Annotated in this window: 19 protein-coding genes; 11 read left to right on the forward strand and 8 right to left on the reverse strand. The window is 71.5% G+C overall.

Annotated elements, in window-relative coordinates:
- Position 1 precedes the first annotated feature (1 nt).
- Both OHS71_RS24520 and OHS71_RS24525 read left to right on the forward strand, forming a co-directional pair.
- Positions 2-1,111: a hypothetical protein gene (locus OHS71_RS24520; RefSeq protein WP_443047033.1), complete on the forward strand. Its 1,110-nt coding sequence runs from the start codon at positions 2-4 to the stop codon at positions 1,109-1,111.
- A 68-nt stretch (positions 1,112-1,179) separates the two neighbouring features.
- Positions 1,180-2,439 (forward strand): hypothetical protein, encoded by a 1,260-nt coding sequence (locus OHS71_RS24525; RefSeq protein WP_328484626.1) that lies wholly within the window; start codon positions 1,180-1,182, stop codon positions 2,437-2,439.
- 90 nt (positions 2,440-2,529) lie between these two features.
- Here the strand turns inward: OHS71_RS24525 and OHS71_RS24530 are convergent, their stop codons facing one another.
- Positions 2,530-4,026: an oligopeptide:H+ symporter gene (locus OHS71_RS24530; RefSeq protein ID WP_328481500.1), complete on the reverse strand. Its 1,497-nt coding sequence runs from the start codon at positions 4,024-4,026 to the stop codon at positions 2,530-2,532.
- A 525-nt stretch (positions 4,027-4,551) separates the two neighbouring features.
- Here OHS71_RS24530 and OHS71_RS24535 point away from each other — a divergent pair.
- Positions 4,552-5,229, forward strand: a complete 678-nt coding sequence (locus OHS71_RS24535; protein ID WP_020128522.1) for a response regulator transcription factor — start codon at positions 4,552-4,554, stop codon at positions 5,227-5,229.
- Between the two features lie 231 nt (positions 5,230-5,460).
- Positions 5,461-6,735, forward strand: coding sequence for an ATP-binding protein (locus OHS71_RS24540; protein ID WP_328481501.1), 1,275 nt, complete (start codon positions 5,461-5,463; stop codon positions 6,733-6,735).
- Positions 6,736-6,817: 82 nt separating this feature from the next.
- Here OHS71_RS24540 and OHS71_RS24545 read toward each other — a convergent pair whose 3' ends face one another.
- Positions 6,818-7,363, reverse strand: a complete 546-nt coding sequence (locus OHS71_RS24545; RefSeq protein ID WP_328481502.1) for a GtrA family protein — start codon at positions 7,361-7,363, stop codon at positions 6,818-6,820.
- A 198-nt stretch (positions 7,364-7,561) separates the two neighbouring features.
- On the opposite strand from OHS71_RS24545, the gene OHS71_RS24550 reads away from it, so the two are divergent.
- The 4 genes from OHS71_RS24550 to OHS71_RS24565 all read left to right on the forward strand — a co-directional run bounded on the left by OHS71_RS24550 (position 7,562) and on the right by OHS71_RS24565 (position 11,783).
- Positions 7,562-8,713 (forward strand): 5-(carboxyamino)imidazole ribonucleotide synthase, encoded by a 1,152-nt coding sequence (locus OHS71_RS24550; protein ID WP_328481503.1) that lies wholly within the window; start codon positions 7,562-7,564, stop codon positions 8,711-8,713.
- Between the two features lie 20 nt (positions 8,714-8,733).
- Positions 8,734-9,231 carry a 5-(carboxyamino)imidazole ribonucleotide mutase gene (purE, locus tag OHS71_RS24555; protein WP_328484627.1) on the forward strand — a complete coding sequence of 166 codons (498 nt, stop codon included), beginning with the start codon at positions 8,734-8,736 and terminating at the stop codon, positions 9,229-9,231.
- 5 nt (positions 9,232-9,236) lie between these two features.
- Complete coding sequence (locus tag OHS71_RS24560; protein ID WP_328481504.1) at positions 9,237-10,415, forward strand: dipeptidase; 1,179 nt, start codon at positions 9,237-9,239, stop codon at positions 10,413-10,415.
- Positions 10,416-10,622: 207 nt separating this feature from the next.
- Positions 10,623-11,783: a dipeptidase gene (locus OHS71_RS24565; RefSeq protein WP_328481505.1), complete on the forward strand. Its 1,161-nt coding sequence runs from the start codon at positions 10,623-10,625 to the stop codon at positions 11,781-11,783.
- 235 nt (positions 11,784-12,018) lie between these two features.
- Here the strand turns inward: OHS71_RS24565 and OHS71_RS24570 are convergent, their stop codons facing one another.
- Complete coding sequence (locus tag OHS71_RS24570; RefSeq protein WP_328481506.1) at positions 12,019-12,417, reverse strand: VOC family protein; 399 nt, start codon at positions 12,415-12,417, stop codon at positions 12,019-12,021.
- A 120-nt stretch (positions 12,418-12,537) separates the two neighbouring features.
- Positions 12,538-12,897 (reverse strand): VOC family protein, encoded by a 360-nt coding sequence (locus OHS71_RS24575; RefSeq protein WP_328481507.1) that lies wholly within the window; start codon positions 12,895-12,897, stop codon positions 12,538-12,540.
- Positions 12,898-13,031: 134 nt separating this feature from the next.
- Here OHS71_RS24575 and OHS71_RS24580 point away from each other — a divergent pair, with 134 nt between their 5' ends.
- The gene (locus OHS71_RS24580) at positions 13,032-13,565 is read left to right on the forward strand and encodes a CGNR zinc finger domain-containing protein (protein WP_328481508.1); all 534 of its coding nucleotides are present in this window, start codon (positions 13,032-13,034) and stop codon (positions 13,563-13,565) included.
- Between the two features lie 199 nt (positions 13,566-13,764).
- Here the strand turns inward: OHS71_RS24580 and OHS71_RS24585 are convergent, their stop codons facing one another.
- A complete protein-coding gene (locus OHS71_RS24585; RefSeq protein ID WP_328481509.1) occupies positions 13,765-15,108 on the reverse strand; it encodes a UDP-glucose dehydrogenase family protein in 1,344 nt (447 codons plus the stop codon).
- Positions 15,109-15,305: 197 nt separating this feature from the next.
- Between OHS71_RS24585 and OHS71_RS24590 the strand changes: the two genes are divergently transcribed.
- Entirely contained in the window at positions 15,306-16,463 is a 1,158-nt protein-coding gene (locus OHS71_RS24590; protein WP_328481510.1) for an acyl-CoA dehydrogenase family protein, read from the forward strand.
- A gap of 95 nt (positions 16,464-16,558) precedes the next feature.
- On the opposite strand, the gene OHS71_RS24595 is transcribed toward OHS71_RS24590, so the two are convergent.
- Positions 16,559-17,119 (reverse strand): acyl-CoA thioesterase, encoded by a 561-nt coding sequence (locus OHS71_RS24595; protein ID WP_328481511.1) that lies wholly within the window; start codon positions 17,117-17,119, stop codon positions 16,559-16,561.
- Between the two features lie 120 nt (positions 17,120-17,239).
- Between OHS71_RS24595 and OHS71_RS24600 the strand changes: the two genes are divergently transcribed.
- Positions 17,240-18,532, forward strand: a complete 1,293-nt coding sequence (locus OHS71_RS24600; RefSeq protein WP_328481512.1) for an LCP family protein — start codon at positions 17,240-17,242, stop codon at positions 18,530-18,532.
- A 68-nt stretch (positions 18,533-18,600) separates the two neighbouring features.
- Here the strand turns inward: OHS71_RS24600 and OHS71_RS24605 are convergent, their stop codons facing one another.
- Both OHS71_RS24605 and OHS71_RS24610 read right to left on the reverse strand, forming a co-directional pair.
- Positions 18,601-18,963, reverse strand: a complete 363-nt coding sequence (locus tag OHS71_RS24605; protein WP_328481513.1) for a four-helix bundle copper-binding protein — start codon at positions 18,961-18,963, stop codon at positions 18,601-18,603.
- Positions 18,964-19,095: 132 nt separating this feature from the next.
- Positions 19,096-20,556 carry an LCP family protein gene (locus tag OHS71_RS24610; RefSeq protein ID WP_443047034.1) on the reverse strand — a complete coding sequence of 487 codons (1,461 nt, stop codon included), beginning with the start codon at positions 20,554-20,556 and terminating at the stop codon, positions 19,096-19,098.
- Between the last annotated feature and the right edge of the window lie 60 nt (positions 20,557-20,616).

Genomic DNA, 20,616 nt, shown 5'->3' on the forward strand with positions numbered 1-20,616 from the left:
CGTGAGAGCGATACCGCGGATCACGGTGCTGGTGCCGGTCCTGCTGCTGACACTGCTCCCCTTCCTGCCGACGCCTGCGGGCGCGGCCGACGCGGCGGGCGAACCGGCCGTCACCCTCTCCGAGTCGCAGGCGGGGACGGGTGGTTCGATCACCGTGAGCGGCAGCGGCTGGCGGCCGCGCACGCTGGTGATGCTGCTGGTCTGCGGGCAGGCGACACCGGCCCGGGGCGTGGTCGGCGGCACCAACTCCTGTGCCAACGCCGACGGACGCGCCGTCACCACCGACGCCGAAGGCCGCTTCAGCCGGGCACTGCCGGTGACCGAGCCGCCGGTGCCGTGCCCGTGTGTGGTGCACGTGGCCACCGCCACCGGGGCCAAGGCACAGGCCGACGCGGTGTTCCAGGTCGCCGGGCACCCGGTGCGACCGCTTCCCGCGCAGACCACCGGCGGACGCCTGTCCGTGCTCAGCGACACCCGGCTCGACGGCTCCGGAGGTCTGCTGACCTGGTTCGGGGCGCCGCCCTCCCGCACGCTGACCTTCACCGTCGGCAACGTGGGCACCGCGGCCGTCAAGAACCCCGTCTTCCAGGTCGGCACCGCCCACGGGGTGTTCGCCCCGCAGTGGGACGAACGGCAGTGGCGCGGCACGCTCGGCCCCGGCGAGAAGGCCCGCGTCGAACTGCCCGTCGAGCTCGCCGCCGGCGCCCACGGCGACTACACCGTCTCCCTGAAGTACGGCGGGAAGGTCCTCGCCGAGCAGCCGTGGGGCGTGGGCCGCCCCTGGGGCGTGACCCTGTTCTGGATCCTGCTCTGCCTGGTGGTGCCGGCGGCGGTCTTCCGCGTCGGCATGGCGGTGGTGGACCGGGTCCGGCCGCGCCATGCAGCCCGACGGCCCGCACGCGCCGCGGCACGCGCCCCCGCACGCGGACGCAGGCGCGGGGCGGCTGCCCCGCCCGCGAGGTCCGCGCCCCCCACCTCGAACGCGACCCTGCCGTGGTTCACCCCGGACACCGGTCCGGGCGGCCCGGCGGGCCGGCTCTCCGCACCGCACGAAGACCGTCCGGCGAGTCCCACGACTCCCACGACTCCTGGCAGGAAGGGATCCACGTGAGTGAGAGAGCCGTATCACCCGACCGTGCGCCCGCACGGAAGAGAGCGGCAGCGGCGGCCGCCGCCGTCATGTTCACCGGGGCGGCCGTCCTGCTCGGCGTGACCGCCGGGCAGGCGCAGGCCGCCGAGGTGTCCTATGCCACCAAGTGCGTGCCGCCCTCGGGCATCGGCCTGCCCGACGTCAACGGCACCACCAAGGTCGACATCACGGCGCCGGCCACCGCGAAGGTCGGCGACACCGTCGACATCGTGTGGAAGTTCACCCAGGCCGCCTCGAAGAACCCCGACATCATCGACCTGCCCGCGAACTCGGTCCAGCCCTCCGGAACCCTCAAGGCGGCCGGCGCGCAGACCTCCGACATCGCGATGCAGGGCCCCCGGGAGAACCCGGCGATCCCCAAGGGCGGCGCGATGACGCTGTCCGACATGAAGGGCACGCTGAAGCTGACCGCGGCCGGACAGGTGACGCTGACGCCGGACGCCTACGTCGTCAACGCGCTGTCCACGGACACCAAGTGCGCGCCGACGGAGGCCGTCCAGCCGGCCGCGACCATCACCGTGACGGCGGGGGAGGGGAGTTCGGGCACGGGCTCGGGTTCGCCCTCGTCGAGCACGTCCACGTCCCCCGGTCCCTCGCAGAGCCAGTCACCCTCGCCGAGCACGTCCGGCACACCCGGCACCTCCCCGTCGGCGTCCGCGACCGGCGGCCAGACCGATTTCACGGGCAAGGTCGTCGACATCCCGTACACCTGCGCCTCGCCCATCGGGGAGAAGAAGGCGACCTCGCCGATCCAGATCAACGCCAGCAAGGACGGCGGGAGTTACGACCTCACCGTGCAGTTCAAGAAGTCGGTGATGGACAGTCCGATCGCCATCCCGGCCGGCAAGGTGAAGCCGACCATGCAGATCGTGCTGGGCGGCGCGGACAAGGGCTCGGTGAAGGTGGAGGGTCCGCTGAACTCCGCGCCGATCCCGCAGAACGCCCCGATCGAGATCCCGGACCTCAAGGGCGTCTACAAGCCCGGCGCCACCGGTGAGTCCACGCTCTCGCCGGGTGTCCTCGTCATCGAGGCGATGGGCACGACCACCACCTGCACCCCGGACAGCACCGCCGTCTCGCTCACCCTGGACACCGCGGAACAGGCGAGCGGCGCGTCCGGCGGCAGCGGCTCCGCGTCTTCGGGCGGGACCTCCTCGACCGGTGGCGGCCTCGCCGAGACCGGCTCAGGCGACCACGGCGCTCTGAAGGCCCTCGGCCTGGTCGCGGGCACGGCGATCCTGCTGGGCGGCGCGGTCTTCACGTTCATGCCGGGCAGGAGGGTGCGCTGAGTCCGGGCCTGAGGGGCTCGGCCGGAACGCGGGAGGGCCGCCGTACCCACAGGGGGTGCGGCGGCCCTCCCGGCCGTACCGGAGCCGACGTCAGCGAACGGCGCCCATGAGGACCTTGACCTTCTTGCGGTACATCCACACCGCGACACCGGCGGCCACGGCGAGCGTGGCCTCCAGGGCGACGACGCCCGTCTTGTTGAGGTCGACGCCCGCGATGGACAGCAGACCGGTCGTGGCGTCACCGGCGGTGACGGCCAGGAACCAGACGCCCATCATCTGCGAGGCGTACTTCGCGGGAGCCATCTTCGTCGTGACGGACAGGCCGACCGGCGAGAGCAGCAGCTCACCCACGGTCTGCACGAAGTAGATCGCCACGAGCCACAGCGCGGCCGCCTTGTGACCGCCCTCGGCGATCGACAGGGGGGCCAGGAAGAGGAAGAAGGACGCGCCGACCAGGAGCAGACCCGAGGCGAACTTCACGATCGTGCTGGGCTCCTTGCCGCGCCGGTTCAGCGCGAGCCAGATCCAGGCGAAGACCGGGGCCAGGGCCATGATCAGGACCGGGTTGACGGACTGGTACCAGGAGACCGGGAACTCCCAGCCGAGGACGGTGTTCTCGGCCGACGAGTCGGCGAAGATCGACAGGGTCGAGCCGCCCTGGTCGTAGATCATCCAGAAGACGGCCGCGGCGACGAAGAACCAGATGTACGCGGACATCGACGACTGCTCGGTGCGGTCCAGGTCGCGGTCGCGCTTGATGCGGGTCAGCACCATGACCGGGATGATCACACCGAGGAGCGTCAGCGGGACCAGGAGCCAGTTCAGCGTGTAGTGCCCGGAGAACCCGACGATCGCGTAGAAGACGAGGGCGATGCCCGCCCAGATCGCGGCCTTGCGCAGCGTCGAGGACTTCTCCTCGGCGGACAGCGGCGTCGGGACGACGCTGGAGCGGTCGGCCAGGTGGCGGCTGCCGAGCAGGAACTGGGCCAGACCCAGTGCCATGCCGAGGGCGGCCAGGGCGAAGCCCAGGTGCCAGCTGACGTTCTCGCCGATGGTGCCGATGACCAGCGGCGCGGCGAAGGCGCCGAGGTTGATGCCCATGTAGAACACGGTGAAGCCACCGTCGCGGCGCGCGTCGTCGCGGCCCTCGTAGAGGTGGCCGACCATCGTCGAGATGTTGGCCTTCAGCAGACCCGAGCCGATCGCGACGAGACCGAGGCCGGCGTAGAAGGTGCCGGACGAGGGCAGCGCCAGCGTGAGGTGGCCGAGCATGATGACCCCGCCCGCGACGGCGACGGTCTTGCGCGGACCCCAGACCCGGTCGCCGAACCAGCCGCCCGGCATCGCGAGCAGGTACACCAGCGACACGTACACGGAGTAGATCGCGGTCGCGGTCGCCGCGCTGAGGTGCAGGCCGCCCGGGGCGACGAGGTACAGCGGGAGCAGAGCCCTCATGCCGTAGTAGGAGAAACGCTCCCACATCTCGGTCATGAAGAGAGTGGCCAGTCCGCGGGGGTGGCCGAAGAAGGTCTTCTCGGAACCGGGGGTGCCCGGAGTCACCGAGTCCTTCGTCAGGCTGGACGCCATGGTCGTTCCTTGCTGGTCGGGACGCGCCGCACGGGGGTGCCGCGCGCCCGGTGGGGGGCGGCCGGCACCGGCGGACCGCTTCGTCCACCCCTACGCCCCGGGGAGTCCGCTCCGGGTCTCGGAGCGGCGGACGGCGACCACCGGGATCCACGCCCCCTCGCTTCGGGGGCCCGGCCACAGGTCATTCCTTTCGGGGCCGGCGGGAACCGGCCCGCACACAAAAGTGACCTTCGGCTGTCAAGCCGACCGCCGAAGGTCGTTGCGTGCTACAGGCGTTCTTTCACCATACGGCAGCACAACGCCGGATATGGAAGGACTTGAGACACGGATCACAGGTGATCAAGGAACCGCGATCGGGGTTTTGAAGGTCTACGCCAGGATGCCATCCCTCGACCGTAGGTCCGTACCAAGATCGACGGCGGGAGGGCCGACGTCCGACACGCCGCCTGTCCGGCATGTCCGTGAGTAAGAATCAGCCGGGCGATCACACTTCGGCCGTCGCCCGGTGCGGACTACCATCTGCTCATGACCCGTGTACTGCTCGCCGAGGACGACGCGTCCATCTCGGAGCCGCTGGCCCGCGCACTGCGCCGGGAAGGTTACGAGGTCGAGGTGCGTGAGGACGGCCCCACCGCGCTCGACGCCGGAATGCAGGGCGGCGTCGACCTGGTCGTGCTCGACCTCGGGCTGCCCGGTATGGACGGCCTCGAAGTGGCCCGGCGGCTGCGCTCGGAGGGCCACGCCATCCCGATCCTCATCCTGACCGCGCGCGCCGACGAGGTGGACACCGTCGTCGGTCTGGACGCGGGCGCCGACGACTACGTCACCAAGCCCTTCCGGCTGGCCGAGCTGCTGGCCCGGGTCCGGGCCCTGCTGCGGCGCGGCGCGTCCGAGCCCCAGCAGCCGCCCGCCACCCACGGCGTCCGTATCGACGTCGAGTCGCACCGCGCCTGGATGGGCGAGGAGGAACTCCAGCTCACCGCCAAGGAGTTCGACCTGCTGCGGGTCCTCGTCCGGGACGCGGGCCGGGTCGTCACCCGCGACCAGCTGATGCGCGAGGTCTGGGACACCACCTGGTGGTCGTCCACCAAGACGCTCGACATGCACATCTCCTGGCTGCGCAAGAAGCTCGGCGACGACGCGGCCAATCCCCGCTACATCGCCACGGTGCGGGGCGTCGGGTTCCGCTTCGAGAAAAGCTGAGCGCTGCCGGGGGCCCGGCCGGTGTCTGAGCCGCGCCTCGCCCCCGTGTTGTCGGGCGCGGGTGAGTGGGCGCCGGTCGCGCAGTTCCCCGCGCCTGCGGGGGCGGGGTCCGGCCGGTGCCGTGCAGTCCCCCGCGCCCCCCAGGGGGTCGCCCCGACCGGTCTCGTAGAGGCACCGCGTTCCGACGGGGCGCACCGACCGGTCTTGTGAAGTCATCGCCCGGAGGGCCTCGTGCGTCGCCGTCTCATCCAGTCCACCCTCGCCGTCGTGCTCGTCGTCATCGCCGTTTTCGGGGTGTCCCTCGTCATCGTCGAGACCCGCACGATCAGCAACAGCGCCCAGGAGCGGGTGGATTCCGAAGCGCTACGGCTGGCCAGCATCGTCGACAGCCGGCTGGTGGGCTCGGAGAACGTCACCCCCGACATACTGCGCGACCAGGTCACCCAGGACCGCTACGCCGAGATCCGCATCCCCGGACGGCCGGTCATCCAGGTCGGTGACAAGCCCGGGGGCGATGTCATCAGGGCCACGGCCCAGGGCGAGGAGGGGGAGACCGTCCTGGTCCAGGAGCCGCGCTCCACGGTGACCCGCGAGGTCGGCCGCACCCTGCTCATCATCGCCCTGGTGGCGCTGCTCGCGGTGATCGCGGCGGTGCTGCTGGCCATCCGCCAGGCCAACCGGCTCGCCTCCCCCCTCACCGACCTCGCGGAGACGGCCGAGCGGCTCGGCTCGGGCGACCCGCGGCCCCGGCACAAGCGGTACGCCGTCCCCGAGCTCGACCGGGTCGCCGACGTCCTCGACGCCTCCGCCGAGCGCATCGCCCGCATGCTGACCGCCGAACGACGGCTGGCGGCGGACGCCTCCCACCAGCTGCGCACGCCCCTGACCGCCCTCTCCATGCGCCTGGAGGAGATCACCCTCACCGACGACCCGGACACCGTGAAGGAGGAGGCGACGATCGCCCTGACGCAGGTGGAGCGCCTGACGGACGTCGTCGAACGCCTCCTGACCAACGCCCGGGACCCGCGCACGGGCTCGGCGGTCACCTTCGACCTCGACGAGGTCATCCAGCAGCAGCTCGCCGAGTGGCGCCCCGCCTACCGGGGTGTGGGCCGGGCCATCGTCAGCTCGGGCAAGCGCAATCTGCGGGCGGTGGGCACCCCCGGCGCGGTCGCCCAGGTCCTGGCCGCGCTGATCGAGAACTCCCTGATGCACGGCGGCGGCACGGTGGCGCTGCGCACCCGCGTCACCGGCAACCAGTCCGTCGTGGAGGTCACCGACGAGGGCCCCGGCGTGCCGGCCGATCTGGGCGCCCGCATCTTCGAGCGGGCCATCAGCGGCCGCAACTCCACCGGAATCGGCCTGGCCGTCGCCCGTGACCTGGCGGAGGCCGACGGCGGCCGTCTGGAGATGCTTCAGGCCCAGCCCCCGGTCTTCGGCCTGTTCCTGTCGCGCACGGCCCCGCAGAAGCGGACCCCGCAGGACGGCGGGTCGACGGTCAGATAGGGCCCGCGGTCCGCTCGGTCCGCCGGGCCCGCCCGTCAGCCGGTCCGCCCGCGGCCCGGCGCACGCGCCGCCCGGCTGCGGCTCAGCCCACGCGCTGTTCGGCCTTCGGCTCGGGCTTGCGGGACTGCTCGGCCTTCGGCTCGGGCTTGCGGGAGTGCTCGGTGACGGTGAGGTACGGCTCGGCGCCGGCCGGGGCCTCCTGGCCCGGCAGCGCCCGGAACACCCAGCTGCGGTACGACCAGAACCGGAACAGGGTGGCGATCCCGATGCCGACGAACTTGGACACGTTGCTCTGGAGCGGGCTGTCCCAGCCGAAGCCGTACGTCGCCGCGAACAGCAACCCGTTCTCGATCACCAGGCCCACCGCGCTGAACAGCAGGAACAGCGTCAGTTCCTTCGTACGCCCGCTCTTGTCGCGGTCACGGTAGGTGAAGTAGCGGAACCCGACGTAGTTGAAGACGATCGACACGACGGTGGCTATGACGCTGGCCCGGACCACCTGGAGGTCGGTGAGATGCCGCACCAGGTTGAAGACGCCGAGGTTGACCAGCAGCCCCGCGCCGCCCACGGCTCCGAACTTGGCGAGCTCGCGGACGACCCTCCTCAGCCCCGAGGAACCATGTGCCATGGTCGTACAGGCCCCCGTCCGGGATCGGTTTCGTCAACCCAGCCATGCTAACCACCACTCCTGCCGGTTTCCTGTGGTCCGGCTCACGGGTCGGTGACCAGCGGGGAAGAAGCGGGGAAAGGGTGGGTATGAGACGGGAAAGGTCCCGGTAAGAGGCGCGGGATCCGGCCGGGGTGGCGTGGCCGATACCCTGGGGTCGTGACGTTCCCGGTAGTCGGCATGGTCGGCGGCGGCCAGCTCGCTCGTATGACACACGAGGCGGGCATCCCGCTCGGCATCAGATTCAAGCTCCTCAGTGACACCCCACAGGATTCCGCGGCGCAGGTCGTGAGCGATGTCGTCATCGGCGACTATCGCGATCTCGACACGCTCCGTGAGTTCGCACGCGGGTGCGATGTGATCACCTTCGATCACGAACACGTCCCCACCGAGCACCTCAGGGCACTGGAGGCGGACGGCATCCCCGTCCGCCCGGGCCCCGACGCGCTGGTGCACGCCCAGGACAAGGGGGTGATGCGCGCGCGCCTCGACGCCATCGGCGTTCCCTGCCCCCGGCACCGGATCGTGACCGACCCGGCGGACGTCGCAGCGTTCGCCGCCGAGGGCGACGGTTTCCCGGTGGTCCTCAAGACCGTCCGCGGCGGCTACGACGGCAAGGGGGTGTGGGTCGTCGACTCGGTCGAGGAGGCGGCGGATCCGTTCCGCGCCGGCGTGCCCGTCCTGGCGGAGGAGAAGGTCGACTACGTCCGCGAGCTCGCCGCGAACGTCGTGCGTTCGCCGCACGGACAGGCGGTCGCCTACCCGGTGGTCGAGTCGCAGCAGGTCGGCGGCGTCTGCGACACGGTGATCGCCCCGGCGCCCGGCCTGGACGGGGCGCTCGCCCTGCGGGCCGAGCAGATGGCCCTGCGGATCGCCAAGGAACTGGCCGTCGTGGGTCACCTCGCGGTCGAGCTGTTCGAGGTCCGCAACCCCGACGGGTCCTCCGGCGTCCTCGTCAACGAACTGGCGATGCGGCCGCACAACTCGGGCCACTGGTCGATGGACGGCGCGATCACCTCGCAGTTCGCCAACCACGTCCGCGCCGTGCTCGACCTCCCCCTCGGCGACCCGCGCCCGCGCGCCCCGTGGACGGTCATGGTCAACGTCCTCGGCGGCGACTACCCGGACATGTACTCCGCGTACCTGCACTGCATGGCCCGCGACCCCCAGCTGAAGATCCACATGTACGGCAAGGACGTGAAGCCCGGCCGCAAGGTCGGCCACGTCAACACCTACGGCGACGACCTGGACGACGTCCTCGAACGCGCACGTCACGCAGCCGGTTACCTGAGAGGCACGATCACCGAATGAGCCCAGTTGTAGGCATCGTCATGGGTTCGGACAGCGACTGGCCCGTCATGGAGGCCGCCGCGCAGGCCCTCGACGAGTTCGAGATCGCGTACGAGGTCGACGTGGTCTCCGCGCACCGCATGCCGCGCGAGATGGTCGCGTACGGCGAGCAGGCCGCCGAGCGCGGGCTCAAGGTGATCATCGCGGGTGCAGGCGGCGCGGCCCACCTCCCCGGCATGCTCGCCTCCGTGACCCCGTTGCCCGTGATCGGGGTACCCGTGCCCCTGAAGTACCTGGACGGCATGGACAGCCTGCTGTCGATCGTGCAGATGCCGGCCGGTGTCCCGGTCGCCACGGTCTCGGTCGGCGGCGCCCGCAACGCCGGTCTCCTGGCCGCCCGCATCCTCGCCGCGCACGACGAGGAGCTGCTCGCCCGTATGCGGGACTTCCAGCAGGAGCTGAACGACCAAGCCACCGAGAAGGGCAAGCGTCTGCGCGCCAAGGTCGAGGGTTCGAACGGCTTCGGTTTCGGAAAGTGAAGCAGATGACCTCACTGGACGCGGCCCGCGAGCTCCTGCGCGAGTTCCCCGTCGCCGACGGCCACAACGACCTGCCCTGGGCCCTGCGTGAGCAGGTCCGCTACGACCTCGACGCCCGGGACATCGCCACCGACCAGCACGCCCACCTGCACACCGACATCCCCCGGCTGCGCGCGGGCGGGGTCGGCGCGCAGTACTGGTCGGTGTACGTGCGCGCGGACCTGCCCGACGCGGTCCCGGCGACGCTGGAGCAGATCGACTGCGTGCGCCGGCTCATCGCCCGCCACCCGCGGGACCTGCGCGCCGCGCTGACCGCCGCGGACATGGAGGCGGCGCGCGCGGAGGGCCGTATCGCCTCCCTCATGGGGGCGGAGGGCGGCCACTCCATCGCCAACTCGCTGGGCACCCTGCGCGGGCTGTACGCGCTCGGCGTGCGCTACATGACGCTCACCCACAACGACAACGTGGACTGGGCGGACTCCGCGACCGACGTACCGAGGGCCGGCGGTCTGTCCTCCTTCGGCCGCGAGGTCGTGCGCGAGATGAACCGTGAGGGCATGCTCGTGGACCTCTCGCACGTGGCGGCGACGACGATGCGGGACGCGCTCGACGCGACGGCCGCACCGGTGATCTTCTCCCACTCCTCCGCGCGAGCGGTGTGCGACCACCCCCGCAACATCCCGGACGACGTCCTGGAACGCCTCCCCGCCAACGGCGGCATGGCGATGGTGACCTTCGTGCCGAAGTTCGTCCTCCAGGCCGCGGTCGACTGGACGGCCGCCGCCGACGACAACATGCGGGCCCACGGCTTCCACCACCTCGCCACGACGCCCGAGGCGATGAAGGTGCACCGGGCCTTCGAGGAGACGAACCCCCGTCCGGTCGCCACCGTCGCCACGGTCGCCGACCACCTCGACCACATGCGCGAGGTCGCCGGTATCGACCACCTCGGCATCGGCGGCGACTACGACGGCACCGCGTTCACCCCCGACGGCCTCGACGACGTCTCCGGCTACCCCCGGCTGATCGCGGAGCTGCTCGACCGCGGCTGGTCCGGGCCGGACCTCGCCAAGCTGACCTGGCGCAACGCGGTACGCGTCCTCGGCGCGGCGGAGGACGTGGCCCGCGACCTCCGGGCGACCCGGTCGCCCTCCCACGCGACCATCGAGTCGCTGGACTGCTGACGGGCCGTCGGCCGGGGCGGGACGGTCACCGGGGCCGGCTGCCCCGGCCCGTCCCGGCCGCCCCGGCAGGGTTGTCGGGACGGCGGACCCAGGACCGCGCAGCGCGCCTGACCGACGCGGCCGTCCCTCGAACGCGCCGCCCACCAGGAAGCGTGCCGCCCGCCGTGCGACGGTGACCGTACTGCCGACCGACGTACGGAGACCGCCATGGCCGACCTCCATGACGAGCCGCGCACCCTCCCCGAGGTCGGTGAGCTCGACGACGAGGCGCAGGCGGAAGCCTCCACCCCGCACCCGCCGCTCACGGCCGGGGAGACCGCCCGGGACGGGCAGGGAGCGCGGGACGCCCGGGAAACCGCGGGCACGCCGCTGGAGCGGGCCCGCGCACTCCTCGCCGCGCACCCCGTCGCCGACGGCTACAGCGGACTGCCCTGGGCCCTGCGCCACCTGCCCTGGTACGACCTCCAGCTCGGCGAGAGCGCCGTAGCCACGGACGTGCCACGGCTGCGCGAGGGGCATGTCGGCGCGCTGCTGTGGTCACTGCACCTGCCCGAGGGCATCGCCGCGGACCGGGCCGCCGGGGCCACCCTGGAACAGCTGGATCTCGTCCGGTCGGTGATCGACGCCCATCCCGAGGGACTGCGCCTCGCCCGCAGCGCCGGCCAGGTCATCGACGCCCGCCACTGCGGCCGCGTCGCCGTGGTCCTGGGCCCGGCCACCGCCACCGCGCTCGACGACTCCCTGGCCGTCCTGCGCATGCTGCACCTGCTCGGGGTGCGCGTCCTCACCCTCGCCGGCACCTCATGGGCAGGCGACGCGGGGCTGACCCGGTTCGGCGAGGAGGTCGTCCGGGAGATGAACCGGCTCGGCGTGCTCGCCGACCTCTCCGGTGCCTCCGACACCACCGTCGCCCGCGTCCTCGCCCTGTCCAAGACGCCGGTCCTGTGCACCCGCTCCGCGGCCCGCGCGCTGTGTCCCCGTCCCGACAACCTCTCCGACGACCTGCTCGCCGAGCTGGGCGCTGCCAAGGGGCTGTGTCTGGTGCCGCTGACCGCCGAGCAGACCGGCCCGGGCGTCCGGGACGTCGCCGACCACCTCGACCACGTCCGCGCGATCGCCGGCCCCGACTGCGTCGGCCTGTCCGGCGCCCACGACTCCGGAGCCGCCCACCCCGAGGGCCTCACCGACGCCTCCGGCTACCCGCATCTGATCGCCGAGCTCCTCGACCGAGGCTGGCCGGAGACCGATATCGCCCTGCTGACCTGGGGCAACATGCAGCGCGTCCTGCGCACCGCCGACTTCACGGCCCGCGCGGCACAGGAGCGCAGAAAGCCGTCGACGGCGCGGATCACGGAGCTGGACGGCTAGGGCCTCTCTCTCGGATCAGGTCGCTCGGAGCCGCGGCGCCCCGTAGCGGCCCCGAGAGGGCCGGGTGCGTGCGGCTGCAAGGCGGAGGAGGGCGTCGACGCTGAGCGTCGGCAACCGACGACGACGCGGCTGGGGTCCCCCCGCCGGGGGAGTGCGTGCCAGGGCCCGTGCCCCCCGACGAGATCCGAAAGAGAGGCCCTGGGGCCCCGCCCGGCCGGCCGAGGGGCGCGGGGAACTACGGGCGCTCGATCCGGCACAGGCAGAACGGATGCCCCGCCGGATCGGCGTACACCTGGAAGTCCTTCTTCTCCCGGTCCTCCAGGTCCAGCGGTCGCGCGCCGAGCGCCAGCACCCGCTCGTGGGCCGCGTCGATCTCCGCCCAGGTGGCGCCGCCGTCCAGATCGAGGTGGAACTGCTGGGGATTGCGGTCGGCGCGCGGCCACTCCGGCGGGGTGTACCCCTCCACCTGCTGGAACGCGATCCGGGGGCCGTCCGGGACGTGGAGCACGAACCAGTCGTCCTCACCGTCCTCGGCCTCGGGCGTACCGCCCAGGACCGCCGCGTAGAACTCCGCGAGAGCTCGCGGGTCGGGACAGTCGAGGACCACGGAACGGAAGCGGGCGACGGGCGGCATGAATTCCTCCTGGCTCGAGTGCGGTACAGGGTTCTTCAGCGGTCGTGCGGGTTTCGCAGCGGTCGTGCGGCCTCCGGCTGAGCGACCGGCTTCGTCGGCGGCCCCGGCGGGCCCGGCGGTTCAGCAGTTGCACAGGCAGAACGGGTGCCCGGCCGGATCGGCGTACACACGGAAGCCGCGCGAGTGGTCGTCGGCGTCGAGCGGCTTCGCGCCCAGCGCGAGGACGCCCCGCTCGGCCGCGTCCAGGTCGTCGACGGTCAGATCCAGATGGAACTGCTGCGAGTGATCCGGCGCCGGCCAGGCGGGCGGCACGAACCCGGGAGCGGCCTGAAAGGCCAGCGACTGCCCACCGGGCACCTTCACGTCCACCCAGTCGCCCTCACCCTCGACGCTGCCGCCCAGCAGCTCGGCGTAGAAACCGGCCAGCGCGCCAGGGTCGGGACAGTCCACAACGACGGCACCCAGCTTGGCGAGAGCCATGACTTCTCCTCACGGTCGGAACGAACGGGCCCGCATCGGGGCACCCGCTCAGGGGACCCCTCCGGGTTACCTGTAGAACCGGGTAACCAGTAACGGTTACTGCATGCTGCCGCATAGGCGGTAACGTCGCAAGCATGAATGACCGATCGGCCGCCCCCGGAGGCCTGGCCCTGGTCGAGGCCCTGGTGAACACGCTGGACATCGAGTCGGGCGCGGACGCGCTGGACACGGCCGAGGGCCGGGCCCGCTTCGGACTGCCGGAGGGCGCCGAAGGCGTCGCGGGGGAGCTGGCACGGGCCCGCGAGCTGCGCGAGTCCCTGCGGGCGGTCCTGCTGGCGCACGCGGGCCATCCGCCGCACCGCGAGGTGACCCCGCTGGGCGAACTGCTGGCGGCGGCGCCGCTGCTGGTGACGATCGACGAGCACGACGGCTCCGCCCGCCTCGCCCCCGGCCCCGCGGGCCCCGGCGACGCCGTCCCGCTGCTCGCCCGTACGGCCGCGGTCGTTGCGGAGGCCCTGATCGCGGGCACCTGGACCCGGCTGAAGGCCTGCGAGGCCGTCACCTGCCACTGGGCCTACTACGACCGCAGTCCGGGGGGCCGGGGGCGCTGGTGCTCGATGCAGGTGTGCGGGGCGCGCGCGAAGATGCGCCGGTACCGGGCGAAGTAGTTCACGGGCCGGGGCACAGGCCGGTGGTGCAGAATGCACCAAGACGCCGGTTCGGCCGACTGAGCCTCGGCCGAACCGGCGTCGCTCTGCACGCCCGCCCGCATCCGGCCCGATCGCCCGAATCCGGCTGGATCAGCTCGGTCTGTATCCGGCTCGTCCGCCTGAGCGCTGAGCGCTGAGCGCCTGAGCGTCTGTCCGCCTAGGCGGTCGGACGGCCCATCGCGCGGTACGTCCAGCCGGCCTTGCGCCACAGCACCGGGTCGAGCGCGTTGCGTCCGTCGAGGATCAGCCGGGCCGACGCGACCTCGCCGAGCTCCGCCGGGTCCAGGTCGCGGAACTCCCGCCACTCGGTGAGGTGGAGGACGACGTCGGCGCCCCGGACGGCCTCCAGGGCCGAGTCCGCGTACCCGAGCGTCGGAAAGACCCGGCGTGCGTTCGCCATGCCCTTGGGGTCGTACACCGTGACCTGACCGCCCTGGAGATGGATCTGCCCGGCGACGTTGAGGGCGGGCGAGTCCCGTACGTCGTCGGAGTCGGGCTTGAAGGTGGCGCCGAGCACGGCGACCCGCCTGCCCAGGAAGGAGCCGCCGCCCAGCGCCTGCCGTGCCAGCTCGACCATCTGTCCGCGCTGACGCATGTTGATGGAGTCGATCTCGCGCAGGAAGGTCAGCGCCTGGTCGGCCCCGAGCTCACCGGCACGGGCCATGAAGGCCCGGATGTCCTTGGGCAGACAGCCACCGCCGAACCCGATCCCGGCCCGCAGGAACTTCTTCCCGATCCGGTCGTCGTACCCGATGGCCTCGGCCAGCTTGGCGACGTCGCCGCCGGCGGCCTCGCACACCTCCGCCATGGCGTTGATGAAGGAGATCTTGGTGGCGAGGAAGGAGTTCGCCGAGGTCTTCACCAGCTCGGCGGTGGGGAAGTCGGTCACCACGAACGGCGACCCCTCACCGATCGGCGTCTCGTAGACCTGCCGCAGCAGCGCCTCGGACCGCTCGCTGCGCACCCCCACGACGATGCGGTCCGGGTGCAGGGTGTCCTGGACGGCGAACCCCTCGCGCAGGAACTCCGGGTTCCAGGCGAGCTCGGCGTCCGCGCCGGCGGGCGCCAGCTCGGCGATCGTCCGGGCCAGCCGGTCGGCCGAGCCCACCGGCACCGTGGACTTGCCGACGACGAGCGCGGGCCGCGTCAGATGAGGAGCGAGGGAGCCGATGGCGGACTCGACGTACGACATGTCGCACGCGTACTCGCCGTGCTTCTGCGGGGTGTTGACGCACACGAAGTGGACGTCGCCGAAGGCCCCCACCTCGGCCCAGTCCTGGGTGAACCGCAGCCGTCCGCTCGACCCCTCGAAGCCGGGGACATGGCGGCGCAGCAGCTCCTCGAGCCCCGGCTCGTACATGGGGGTCTCGCCCCGCTCGAGCATCTCGATCTTCTCGCGCACCACATCGAGAGCGAGCACCTCGAAGCCCAGCTCGGCCATGGCCGCGGCGTGCGTCGCGCCGAGATAGCCGGTGCCGATCACGGTGATCTTGAGGGCCATGGATGCTCCTGGTGGGGGTGTCGTCGCTGCGCGCCCGAGCATAGCCGCGGCGTGTCGGCTCCCCTCACGGGGCGGTTGCCGGGCGGGAGGCCCTGTCGCCAAACTCACGTATCACTCGGGTGGGCGGACCTTTAAAATTTGAGTTACTTAACGGTAATTAGCGTCGGTGACCGTAGCGTTTTGGAGCGTGAGACACCTTGGCCGGATCGGCTGACTTCGACCTGTACCGCCCGTCCGAGGAGCACGACATGCTCCGCGACGCCATCCGCTCGCTCTCCGAGGCGAAGATCGCGCCGTTCGCCGCCGCGGTGGACGAGGAGGCCCGGTTCCCGCAGGAGGCGCTGGACGCCCTGGTGGCGAGCGACCTGCACGCGGTGCACGTTCCCGAGTCGTACGGCGGCGCCGGCGCGGACGCCCTCGCCACGGTGATCGTGATCGAGGAGGTGGCGCGGGCCTGCGTGTCCTCCTCGCTGATCCCCGCGGTGAACAAACTGGGCTCCCTGCCGGTGATCCTCTCGGGCTCCGAGGACCTGAAGAAGAAGTACCTGACGCCGCTCGCCAAGGGCGACGCGATGTTCTCGTACGCCCTCTCCGAGCCTGACGCCGGTTCGGACGCGGCCGGCATGAAGACCAAGGCGGTCCGCGACGGCGACCACTGGATCCTGAACGGCGTGAAGCGCTGGATCACCAACGCCGGGGTCTCCGAGTACTACACGGTGATGGCCGTGACGGACCCGTCGAAGCGCAGCAAGGGAATCTCGGCGTTCGTCGTGGAGAAGTCCGACCCGGGCGTCTCCTTCGGTGCCCCGGAGAAGAAGCTCGGCATCAAGGGCTCCCCGACCCGCGAGGTCTACTTCGACAACGTCCGCATCCCGGCCGACCGCATGATCGGCGAGGAGGGCACGGGCTTCCTCACCGCGATGAAGACCCTGGACCACACCCGCATCACGATCGCCGCGCAGGCGCTGGGCGTCGCCCAGGGCGCCTTCGACTACGCCAAGGGCTACGTCCAGGAGCGCAAGCAGTTCGGCAAGGCGATCGCCGACTTCCAGGGCATCCAGTTCATGCTCGCCGACATGGCCATGAAGATCGAGGCGGCCCGTCAGCTGACGTACGCGGCGGCGGCCAAGTCCGAGCGTCTGGACGCCGACCTCACCTTCCAGGGCGCGGCCGCCAAGTGCTTCGCCTCGGACGTGGCGATGGAGGTCACCACGGACGCGGTCCAGCTCCTCGGCGGCTACGGCTACACCCGGGACTACCCGGTGGAGCGGATGATGCGCGACGCGAAGATCACGCAGATTTATGAGGGTACGAACCAAGTGCAGCGGATCGTGATGGCGAGGAACCTTCCCTGACGGGGGGCCTTCGCGGCTGCTGACCCGCTGCACGAACGACACGGCCCCCGACGTCCTGCCGGGGGCCGTTGCCGTGTGCCGACGCGGGCGCCCGCTCAGTCCCCGAACCCCTCCGCGACCCGGCGCTCGCGCAGTTCCCTGATCGCGCGCCGCCGGGCCAGCCGGTGGGTACGGCGGATCTGGGCCTCCTGGTAGCGGCGTTCGTCGCGTTCCGTCTCCGGGACGACCGGCGGGACCGCACGGGGCTTGCCGTCGGCGTCGACGGCGGCGAAGACCAGGTAGGCCGAGCCGACCTGGGTGGCCGGAGCGGACTCGTTCCAGCGTTCGGCCAGGACCCGGACGCCGACCTCCATCGAGGTCCTGCCGGTCCAGTTGACCTGAGCCTTCACATGGACGAGGTCGCCGACGCGGACCGGCTCCAGGAACGCCATCTCGTCCATGGACGCGGTGACGGCGGGTCCGCCGGAGTGCCGTCCGGCCACCGCGCCCGCCGCGTCGTCGACGAGTTTCATGATCACACCGCCGTGCACCGTGCCCAGCAGGTTGGTGTCGTTGTGGGTCATGATGTGGCTGAGGGTGGTGCGGGACGCGGACGTGGGCTTGCCCGGGATGTCCGGGGTACTGCCCGAGTCCGCCGCGGTGACCTGGTCTGTCATGGCCTCCACCTTATGCCGAGGGGGACAAGCCGGGATTTTGTGTCAGCTTGGCAACAGCGGGGCCCTGATTCTCCGACGGCCCTTGTAAGGCACACAGCACTGCCCTGCACACTGGTCCGCATGAACGATTGGCCCGAGGGATGGTCCGACAGCGACCGCGGCAACCGGTACGGCGGCGGCAGCGCCAACGCGCAGCCCGAGAGCCCGCGTGTCATGCGGCAGGTCCGCCGCGGCCCGGCCGCGCCGCCGCAGGGCGGGGGTGTTCCGCAGCAGCCGTCGTACGTCAACGGTCAGGGGTACGGCGACTTCACCGACGCCCGGGGCGCCGGCTACGACAGCGGCTACAGCTCGGGCCAGGTCTACGGGGGCGGCGGGGGCGACTCCGGTGGTCCCGGGGACCCCGGGGGCTACGGGACCCGCGCCCCGCGCCCCGCTCCGAACTGGCGCCGGCGCATCAAGTGGACGGCGATCAGCGTCCTGACCGTGCTGGTCGTCACCTCGGTCGGCACCTACTTCTGGGCCGACGGCAAGCTGAAGCGCGAGGTCGACCTGTCGAAGGTCATCGACCGGCCCGAGGGCGGCGACGGGACGAACTACCTGATCGTCGGCTCCGACAGCCGTGAGGGCCTGTCCGCCGAGGAGAAGAAGGAACTGCACACCGGTTCCGCCGAGGGCAAGCGCACGGACTCGATGATGATCCTGCACGTCGGCTCCAACGGCGACACGCTGGTCTCGCTCCCGCGCGACTCCGACGTGGAGATCCCGACGTTCGTCGGCTCCGAGTCCGGCAAGACGTACAAGGGCACCGGCCGGCACGTGAAGCTGAACGCCGCGTACGCGACGGACGGCCCGGAACTGCTGGTGCGCACGATCGAGTTCAACACCGGCCTGCGCATCGACCACTACGTCGAGATCGGCTTCGCCGGCTTCGCGAACATCGTCGACGCGGTCGGCGGTGTCGAGATCACCATCGACAAGGCCTTCAAGGACAAGTACTCGGGCGCCGACTTCCAGGCGGGCAAGCAGACCCTGAACGGCGAGGAGGCGCTGGCCTTCGTCCGCACCCGGCACGCGTTCGCCGCGTCCGACCTGGAGCGCACCAAGAACCAGCAGAAGTTCCTCGCGGCCCTCGCCCACGAGGTGGCGACCCCGGGCACGGTCCTGAACCCCTTCGCGCTCTACCCGACGATGAGCGCGGGCCTGGACTCGCTCATCGTCGACAAGGACATGGGGCTGTACGACCTGGGGTCCATGTTCTTCGCTATGAAGGGTGTCAACGGCGGCGACGGCACCTCGCTGAACATGCCGATCTCCGGCTCCTCCGGCGGCAACCTCGTCTGGGACAAGACGAAGGTGAAGCAGCTGGTGAACGAGTTGAACAACGACGAGAAGGTCACGGTCACCGGCAGCTGAGCCGCGGTGACCCGCTCATGAGAAGGGGGCGCCCGTACCGGGCGCCCCCGCTCGCGTTCGACCGGCGGTCACATCGTGGCGCCCGCCATCGTGCGGCACATGTCGGCGCAGCGGCGACAGGACTCGGCGCAGCGCATCATCTGGGGATCGTCCGGCATGGCCGTACACGCCTCGGCGCACATGTCGCAGGCCTTGGCGCACATCGCGCACATCTCGGCCGACATGGGCGAGCGCCGCATCATCATGTCGGCGCACATGCGGGTCGTCTCGGAGCAGTCCATGAGCGCGCGCATGATCTGCATCTGGGCCTGGCCGCCCATCTGCATGCAGGAGCTCATGGTCTCCTCGCACACGCTGTGGCAGGTCATGCACGCCTCGACGCAGTCCTGCATCTCCTTGCTCATGGTGGTCATGGTTCCGGGCTGGGTCATGGCTCCTCCTGGGGGTGAGGGGGCCCGGGGCGGGCCCCGTGCGTGCCCTTCCGTCGTACGCCCCCCAGGTGCCCCGCGCCATCGGGGAGTCGAGACCAATTCGCACGTTTCGCACCAGAAGCACACATCCGTTCAGGGGCAGCCCACTTCGTCCCCCCGGACCACCCCGAACTCCCCCTGCTCCGCCTGGGCCGCCCGCACCTTCCTCACCTGCCGGAAGTCGCTCCCCGCGATGACCCGCAGGGTCGGCCCGAGGCCCTTCACGGGCCGTAGTTCGCTGCCCGGAAGGGCGGTCGCGAGGGATTTCGCGGAGCGGTCCCAGCGGGGGTCGTAGGCGACGACCGTGCGCCGGGCGGTGGGGGCGGCGGCACTGACCGGCTGCCGGGTGGTGCGGAAGCCCGTCGCTGCCAGCGCCGCGTCCACCCGCCCGCCGAGCCCCGCGATACGGGTGCCGTTCTCGACCTGGACGCGGATCTGCTGCGGGGCCACGTCCACGCGGGTGGCCCCGCCGCCGGGCGGGCGGGCGCCGGCGGCGAGGGGCTCGTCGTCGCGCAGGGCCCGGAAGAGGCGCTGTGACCGCACCGGATCCCACTTCAGCGTCGAGCCGATGCCTTTCGCGACGTATCCCATCTGACCGATGGGGACGGTGGTGAACTCGGAGGAGGAAGGGGAGAACGTGCGCATCGCCCGGCCGAGGTCGAGGAGTTCGTCCGTGCCGAAGCCCCGGTCGGCCCGCACCGAGCCGAGCACCGCCCGTGTCACGTCCCGGAACCTCAGGGGGTTCAGCAGGACCCCGGAGGAGGTGGCCCGGGCCACCAGGGCCGCCAGGAAGCGCTGTTGGCGCTTCATCCGGCCCAGGTCGGAGGAGGCGTCCGCGTGCCGGGAGCGGACGTACTGGAGGGCCTGCCCGCCCTTGAGCGTGTACGCGCCCGGCGCCAGGTCCAGCCCCGTGTACGTGTCCCTCAGAGGCTCCGCCGTGCAGATCTTCACGCCGCCCAGCACGTCCACCGTCTTCATGAAGCTGGTGAAGTCGACCTCCAGATAGTGGTCGATCTTCACATGGGTCATGTTCTCGACCGTGCGGACGGTGAGCTGCGGCCCGCCCTCCGCGTACGCCGAGTTGATCCTGATCGGGTGGCCCCGGTGCTCCTCGCCGGTGACCTGGTCGGTGTGCGGGGGCGTCACGGCGTAGGAGTCGCGCGGGAGACTGACGACGCTGGCCCGCTCACGGTCCTCCGAGATGTGCACGATCATGATCGTGTCGGTGCAGTGGCAGGGAGCCCCGCCCAGCCGGTAGCGGCGGCGCTCCGCCTCCTTGACCGCCTCGCGTCCGTCGGTGCCGACCAGCAGGAGGTTCATGCCGTGGCCGGCCCGCGGGCGGTTCTTCATGTCCTTGAAGGGGTCGACCCGGGCGATGTCCGCGTCGAGACCGGCGACCACCGAGTGACCGATCCCGGCGGCGGCCAGGAGCACCACCGAGAGCGTGGTCGTCGCCCGCATGGCCCAGCGGGGGCGCCGGCGCCGGACGGCGGAACGGGGCGGACGACGCGGTGGGCGTGGATGACGCGGGGACCGGGGCGGTGTGGCGGGCATGGGGGCACCTCCGGGCGGCGGCCGTGGGCGGGGCGAGCCGTTGGAACAGTAGGCCCATAC

The organism is Streptomyces sp. NBC_00377 (genome assembly GCF_036075115.1).
Taxonomy (GTDB): Bacteria; Actinomycetota; Actinomycetes; order Streptomycetales; family Streptomycetaceae; genus Streptomyces.

Coding starts and splice junctions, on each gene's coding strand:
- OHS71_RS24600 (WP_328481512.1), top strand. CDS start 17,240: ATGAACGATTGGCCCGAGGGATGGTCCGACAGCGACCGCGGCAACCGG.
- OHS71_RS24580 (WP_328481508.1), top strand. CDS start 13,032: ATGAATGACCGATCGGCCGCCCCCGGAGGCCTGGCCCTGGTCGAGGCC.
- OHS71_RS24585 (WP_328481509.1), bottom strand. CDS start 15,108: ATGGCCCTCAAGATCACCGTGATCGGCACCGGCTATCTCGGCGCGACG.
- OHS71_RS24525 (WP_328484626.1), top strand. CDS start 1,180: ATGTTCACCGGGGCGGCCGTCCTGCTCGGCGTGACCGCCGGGCAGGCG.
- purE (WP_328484627.1), top strand. CDS start 8,734: ATGGGTTCGGACAGCGACTGGCCCGTCATGGAGGCCGCCGCGCAGGCC.
- OHS71_RS24530 (WP_328481500.1), bottom strand. CDS start 4,026: ATGGCGTCCAGCCTGACGAAGGACTCGGTGACTCCGGGCACCCCCGGT.
- OHS71_RS24595 (WP_328481511.1), bottom strand. CDS start 17,119: ATGACAGACCAGGTCACCGCGGCGGACTCGGGCAGTACCCCGGACATC.
- OHS71_RS24610 (WP_443047034.1), bottom strand. CDS start 20,556: ATGCCCGCCACACCGCCCCGGTCCCCGCGTCATCCACGCCCACCGCGT.
- OHS71_RS24560 (WP_328481504.1), top strand. CDS start 9,237: ATGACCTCACTGGACGCGGCCCGCGAGCTCCTGCGCGAGTTCCCCGTC.
- OHS71_RS24545 (WP_328481502.1), bottom strand. CDS start 7,363: ATGGCACATGGTTCCTCGGGGCTGAGGAGGGTCGTCCGCGAGCTCGCC.
- OHS71_RS24575 (WP_328481507.1), bottom strand. CDS start 12,897: ATGGCTCTCGCCAAGCTGGGTGCCGTCGTTGTGGACTGTCCCGACCCT.
- OHS71_RS24570 (WP_328481506.1), bottom strand. CDS start 12,417: ATGCCGCCCGTCGCCCGCTTCCGTTCCGTGGTCCTCGACTGTCCCGAC.
- OHS71_RS24605 (WP_328481513.1), bottom strand. CDS start 18,963: ATGACCCAGCCCGGAACCATGACCACCATGAGCAAGGAGATGCAGGAC.
- OHS71_RS24565 (WP_328481505.1), top strand. CDS start 10,623: ATGGCCGACCTCCATGACGAGCCGCGCACCCTCCCCGAGGTCGGTGAG.
- OHS71_RS24535 (WP_020128522.1), top strand. CDS start 4,552: ATGACCCGTGTACTGCTCGCCGAGGACGACGCGTCCATCTCGGAGCCG.